Source organism: Corallococcus sp. CA047B (assembly GCF_003612065.1).
In the GTDB taxonomy this organism is placed as follows: domain Bacteria; phylum Myxococcota; class Myxococcia; order Myxococcales; family Myxococcaceae; genus Corallococcus; species Corallococcus praedator.
In genome coordinates this window covers 1-6,261 of record NZ_RAWD01000443.1, presented here as the reverse complement: position 1 = coordinate 6,261, position 6,261 = coordinate 1, and the positions used below count along the sequence as shown (strand labels likewise).

General features: G+C 69.3%; 4 protein-coding genes. 3 read left to right on the top strand and 1 reads right to left on the bottom strand.

The features are described from left to right. From D7X74_RS38350 to D7X74_RS38340, 3 genes are all read left to right on the top strand, one after another. Positions 1-2,443 (top strand): hypothetical protein (locus tag D7X74_RS38350; protein WP_120537917.1); only part of this gene is annotated, 2,443 nt, incomplete at its 5' end. A gap of 139 nt (positions 2,444-2,582) precedes the next feature. Next, on the top strand, positions 2,583-3,458 hold the full coding sequence (locus D7X74_RS38345) for an alpha/beta fold hydrolase (RefSeq protein ID WP_120537916.1): 876 nt from the start codon (positions 2,583-2,585) through the stop codon (positions 3,456-3,458). Positions 3,459-3,566: 108 nt separating this feature from the next. Beyond that, positions 3,567-4,970 carry an FAD-binding oxidoreductase gene (locus tag D7X74_RS38340; protein WP_120537915.1) on the top strand — a complete coding sequence of 468 codons (1,404 nt, stop codon included), beginning with the start codon at positions 3,567-3,569 and terminating at the stop codon, positions 4,968-4,970. On the opposite strand, the gene serA is transcribed toward D7X74_RS38340, so the two are convergent. Then, positions 4,967-6,220 (bottom strand): phosphoglycerate dehydrogenase, encoded by a 1,254-nt coding sequence (gene serA / locus D7X74_RS38335; RefSeq protein ID WP_120537914.1) that lies wholly within the window; start codon positions 6,218-6,220, stop codon positions 4,967-4,969. The genes D7X74_RS38340 and serA overlap by 4 nt on opposite strands. Positions 6,221-6,261 lie beyond the last annotated feature (41 nt).

The window sequence follows — 6,261 nt, the reverse complement described above, 5'->3', positions numbered from 1 at the left end:
GGGTGGGGCCGTGACGCGGACGCTGCTCGTGGGGGATGAGCCCCGCGACATCGTCTTCGCGGGCACCGGGAAGAAGCGCGCCTTCATCACCGCCGCGCACCGGGGACAGAACACGGGGTTCGACCCGCAGCTCACCACGCCGGGCATCGGCCGGGCCGACGTCTGGGTGTTCGACTCGGAGAACCTGGGCACGACGCTGGGCGGCACGCCGCTCACCCGCGTCACCCTGTTCGGAGACACGCCGCGCGCGCTCGCGGCCACGCCTGACGGCTCGCGCGTGTACGCGGCGGCGTTCCACTCCGGCAACCGCACCACCGTCATCCACGAGAGCCTGGTGCCCAACGGCGGCGAGTCCGCGGGCGGCGTCCCCGGTCCCAACGTCAACCACCAGGGCATTGCCGCGCCGGAGGTCTCCGTCATCGTGAAGTACAACGGCGCGGACTGGGTGGACGTGCTCAACCGCCCGTGGACGTCCTACGTGCGCCTGTCGCTGCCCGACAAGGACGTGTTCGCCATCTCCGCCACGGCCAACCCGCCCGTGCAGGTCGCGGGCGCGGCGGGCTCCTACGCGGGCGTGGGCACCATCCTGTTCAACATGGCCGTCAACCCGGTGAGCGGGAAGGTCTACGTCAGCAACACCGAGGCCCGGAATGACCTGCGCTTCGAGGGGCCCGGCACCCTCGTGGGCAGCACCCTGCGCGGCCACCTGCACGAAAGCCGCATCACCGTGCTGGGCAGCGCGGGCAGCGTCGTGCCCCGCCACCTCAATTCACACATCAACTACGCCGCGTGCTGCGCGGCCGCGCCCAACACGGAGAGCGAGAAGAGCCTCGCGCAGCCCACGGGCATGTCGGTGACGTCCGACGGCGCCACGCTCTATGTCGCCGCGTTCGGTTCGTCGAAGCTCGGCGTGTACGCCACCTCCGCGCTGGAGGCCGGCACTTTCGTTCCCAGCACCGCGAACCAGATTGAACTGAGCGGCGGCGGCCCCACCGGCCTGGTGCTGGACGAGGCGCGCAACCGGCTCTACGTGCTCACGCGCTTCGACAACGCCATCTCCGTCGTCAACACCACCACGAAGGCGGAGGTGGCCCACCTGCCCCTGTTCAACCCGGAGCCTCCGAGCGTGGTGCAGGGCCGTCCGTTCCTCTACGACGCGCGCTCCAGCTCCAGCCACGGCGATTCTTCCTGCGGCAGCTGCCACATCTTCGGTGACTTCGACAGCATCACCTGGGACCTGGGCAACCCGGACGGCGACGTGAAGGCCAACGCCAACCCCATCGTCCCCGTGCTGGCGGAGTTCGGCACCGACCCGACGTTCGGCCAGGACACGGCCTTCCACCCGATGAAGGGCCCCCTGTCCACCCAGAGCCTTCGCGGCATGGCGAACCAGGGCCCCATGCACTGGCGCGGGGACCGCACCGGCGGCAACGCCGCGCCGAGCGTCCAGCCCAACGGCGGCACCTTCGACGAGGTCGCGGCCTTCAAGCAGTTCAACCCGGCGTTCATGGACCTGCTCGGGCGCAGCGCCCAGTTGACGACGGCGGAGATGCAGAAGTTCTCCGACTTCATCCTCCAGGTGGCCTATCCGCCCAATCCCATCCGCAACCTGGACAACTCGCTGACGCCGTCACAGCAGGCGGGCCGGGACTTCTTCGTCAACACCACCAGCTTCTTCCAGGGGTCGTGCGAGTCCTGCCACCGCGTGGACATCAACGCCAACCCGGGCGAAGGCCCCTTCAAGGGCTTCTTCGGCACGGACGGCAAGAGCTCCTTCGACGCGGAGCCGCTGTTCCCCAAGGTGCCGCACCTGCGCAACATCTACCAGAAGGTCGGCATGTTCGGCGCGGGCTTCCCCTTCGGGACCACGCCGGCGGACACGTTCCTGGGTGACCAGGTGCGAGGCATTGGCTTCAACAGCGACGGTGCCATCCCCACGCTGTTCCTCTTCAACAGCGGCTTCGACTTCCACCCCATCTTCAACGCGGTGGGCATCCCGGACACGCCCGCGGGCCTCCAGGCCAAGAAGGACATGGAGCAGTACATGTTCGCCTTCGAGACCAACCTGGCGCCCATCGTCGGACAGCAGGTGACGCTCAGCTCCACCAACGCCACGGTGGCCGGGCCGCGCATCGACCTGCTGGTGGCGCGCGCGAACGCGGGCGAGTGTGACCTTGTGGCCAAGGGCCGCGCCGGCACCCACGAGATGGGCTTCGTCTACGTGGGCAGCGGACTGTTCAAGACGGACCGCGCGGCGCTGCCGCTGGTGCCCGCGGCGTCGCTCCGCTCGGCCGTCGCCGCGAACCACGGCGTGCTGACGTACACCTGCACGCCGCCGGGCTCGGGGGGGCGCGTCGGCATCGACCGGGACCTGGATGGGTTCTTCGACGGGGATGAGCGGACGGCGGGGACGAACCCGGCGAATCCGGCCAGCCACCCCTGAAGTGACGTGAGGGGCTTTCGCGGGCGGTGAGGGGCCGCGCCGTCTTCTGGACGGCCGGCCTTCCGGTACGATGTGCGTGGGTGCGGTGACGCGCACCTTCGCGCCGTTCGGACCTCACCGCACCGCGAAGGATGGCCCCATGGACACCGAAGTCGAGTCCAGCAGCGCGCACGTTGGAAAGATTTCCGGCAGCTACCTGACCACGAAGGACGGCACCCGGATCTACTTCAAGGACTGGGGCCCCAAGCACGGTCAGCCCATCGTCTTCTCCCACGGCTGGCCCCTCTCGGCCGACGCCTTCGAGGACCAGATGATGTTCCTGTCCGAACAGGGCTACCGCACCATCGCGCATGACCGCCGGGGCCACGGGCGTTCGTCCCAGCCCTGGGGCGGCCACGAGATGAACACCTACGCGGATGACCTGGCCGCGCTGACCCGTTCACTCGACCTTCGCAAGGCCATCCATGTCGGTCATTCCACGGGCGGCGGCGAGGTGGCGCGGTACATTGGACGGCATGGGACTTCGCGCGTGGCGAAGGCCGTGCTCATCAGCGCCGTCCCGCCCATCATGCTCAAGACGGACTGGCACCCCAACGGCCTGCCCATCGAGGTCTTCGACGGCATCCGCGCCGGGGTGAAGAAGGACCGCTCCAGCTTCTTCAGGGAGCTGAGCCTGGCGTTCTATGGCTTCAACCGGCCCGGCGCGGAGGTCTCCGAGGGCTTGCGCGAGAGCTTCCGGCTCCAGGGCCTGATGGCCGGACTGAAGGCCGAGTACGACTGCATCAAGGCCTTCTCCGAAACCGACTTCCGCGAGGACTTGAAGCGCTTCGATGTCCCCACGCTGGTGATGCATGGGGACGATGATCAGATCGTCCCCATCGACGGTGCGGGGCGGCTGACGGCGAAGCTGATCCAGGGCGCGGTGCTGAAGGTCTACCCGGGCTTCAGCCACGGCATGTGTTCGGTCAACAAGGACGTCATCAACAACGACCTGCTGGCCTTCATCAAGGGGTAGGGCGCCGCGGGCCTGCCTGGACGCAGCGGGTACGATTTCGGGCCCCCGGGCCTGGGGATGCCTCCTCCGGACTTGTCACGCCGGAGGGGGTGCAATACGCCTGCACCCATGTCCACGCCCGCGCTGCCCGCCGACTTCCTCCGCGCCATCGCCGAGTCCTTCCCCGGCGACTTCCTCACCCGCGAGCCCGCGGAGCTCCAGGAGTACGGCCGCGACTGGACGCGCGTGTACACCCCCGCGCCGGGGGCGGTGGCCTTCCCCCGCACCACGGACGAGGTCGCCCGCTTCATGGCCCTGTGCCACCAGCACCGCGTCGCGGTGGTGCCCTCCGGCGGGCGCACGGGCCTGGCGGGCGGGGCGGTGGCGATGAAGGGCGAGGTGGTCCTGTCGCTGAAGCGGATGACCCGCATGGACCCGCTGGACCTGCTCGGCAACACGGTGCGCGTGCAGGCGGGCGCGGTGACGGAGGCGGTGCACCAGCACTGCGCGCCGCACGGCCTGACGTGGCCGGTGGACTTCGCCTCCAAGGGCAGCAGCACGGTGGGCGGCAACATCGCCACCAACGCGGGCGGCGTGAAGGTCATCCGCTACGGCCTCACCCGGCAGTGGGTGCTGGGCCTCCAGGTGGTGACGGCGCAGGGGCAGGTGCTGGAGCTCAACGGCGCGCTGGAGAAGAACAACACCGGCGTGGACCTGCGCCAGCTCTTCATCGGCAGCGAGGGCACGCTGGGCATCATCACGGAGGCCACGCTCAAGCTGACGCGGCTGCCGGGCAAGCAGGACGTCTTCCTCTTCGCGGTGCCGGACGTGGCCGCCGTGCTGCGCCTGTTCCGCGACGCGCGCCAGGCGCCGCTCGCGCTGTCCGCCTACGAGTTCTTCACCGACAAGTGCCTGGCCCGCGTGCAGCGCCACCGCAAGCTGCGCTCGCCCTTCGAGGCGCCCAGCGGCTGCTACGTGCTGCTGGAGTCCGAGGGCGGCGACCCGGCGGCGGTGGAGGCGTGGCTGGGCTCGCTCTTCGAGCGCGGGCTCGTCACGGACGGCACGCAGGCGCAGGGCGTGGGGCAGGCCGCGGAGCTGTGGTCGCTGCGCGAGTCCATCAGCGAGAGCCTCTCCGCCACGGGCGTGCTGCACAAGAACGACATCTCCCTGCCGGTGGCGAACCTGGAGGCGTTCTGCTCGGAGCTGGACGCGGTGTTCGCCAGCCGCTACCCGGGCTGGGAGATCTGCCTCTTCGGCCACATTGGCGACGGCAACCTGCACGTCAACGTGATGAAGCCGGACGCGGTGGAGAAGGCGGACTTCTTCGCCCACGCCAAGAAGTCCGACCACGCCATGTTCGACCTCGTGCGCAAGCACGGCGGCAGCATCTCCGCCGAGCACGGCATCGGCCTGTTGAAGAAGGACTACCTGGACTACACGCGCGCGCCCGGTGAGCTGGAATTGCTGCGCACCCTCAAGCGCGCGCTGGACCCCGAGGGCATCCTCAACCCCGGGAAGATTCTGGACGCCTAGGACACGATGCGCGTCTTGATGTCCGTCTCCAGCCCGGCGATGGCCTCGCACACCTGCTGGGACACGTCCTGGTCCAGGTCCATCACCAGGTAGCCCACGTTGGCGTCGGTGCTCAGCACCTGCGCGTGGATGTTGGCGTTGAAGTCGGACACGATGCGGTTGATGTCACGCAGCACGCCCGGCGTGTTGCGGTGCACGTTGATGATGCGGTGGGTGCCCGGGTTGATGGGCGCCTCCACGTTGGGGAAGTTCACCGCGCCCGTCGTCGCGCCGCCCTTGACGAACTTGAGCAGCGACGTGGCCACCTCCTTGCCAATGGACGCCTGCGCCTCCTCCGTGGAGCCGCCGATGTGCGGCGTCAGCACCACGTTGGGAATGCCCTGCAGCTCCGTGATGAAGCCGTCCGAGTTGCCCTCCGGCTCCTCCGGGTACACGTCCACCGCCGCGCCGCCCAGGTGCTTCGCGCGCAGCGCCCGCGCCAGCGCCGGGATGTCCACCACCGTGCCCCGGCTGGCGTTGATGAGGCACGCGCCCGGCTTCATCGCCTGGAACTGCTCCGCCCCCATCATCATGTGCGTGGAGGCCATCGCCGGCACGTGCAGCGTCACGAAGTCCGACTCCGCCAGCAGCCCGTTCAGCGTGGGCACCGACCGCGAGTTGCCCAGGGGCAGCTTCGTCATCACGTCGTAGTAGAGCACGCGCATGCCCAAGGACTCCGCCAGCACGCCCAGCTGCGAGCCGATGTGCCCGTAGCCGATGATGCCCAGCGTCTTGCCACGCACCTCGTGGCTGCCCGTGGCCACCTTGCGCCACTGTCCGGCGTGCACCTCCCGGCTGCGGTCGAAGAGCTGGCGCGTCAGCACCACCACCTCCGCCAGCACCATCTCCGCCACGCTGCGCGTGTTGCTGAACGGCGCGTTGAACACCGGCACGCCGTGCACGCTGGAGGAGAGCAGGTCCACCTGGTTGGTGCCGATGCAGAAGGCGCCAATCGCGAGCAGGTCCTCCGCGTACTTGAGCGACGCCTCCGGCACCGTCGTCTTGCTGCGGATGCCCAACAGGTGCACGCCCCTCAGGCGCTCCGCCAGCTCCTCCGGCTTGAGCGCGGAGGACGTGCGCTCCACCTGGAAGCCCTCCGCCGCCAGCATCTCCTGGGCGGAGGCGTGGATGTTCTCCAGCAACAGGACGCGCAGCGGGCCCTGGTTGTTGACGGGGCGGCGGGGCGACGGCGGGAAGCGGGGTGTGCTCATGGCGCCTTGCGTTAGATCTGGCACCCCAGGCTGTCAAGCCT

Excerpts from the sequence above, each read along its gene's own strand:
- D7X74_RS38345 (WP_120537916.1), top strand. The coding sequence starts at position 2,583 with ATGGACACCGAAGTCGAGTCCAGCAGCGCGCACGTTGGAAAGATTTCC.
- D7X74_RS38340 (WP_120537915.1), top strand. The coding sequence starts at position 3,567 with ATGTCCACGCCCGCGCTGCCCGCCGACTTCCTCCGCGCCATCGCCGAG.
- serA (WP_120537914.1), bottom strand. The coding sequence starts at position 6,220 with ATGAGCACACCCCGCTTCCCGCCGTCGCCCCGCCGCCCCGTCAACAAC.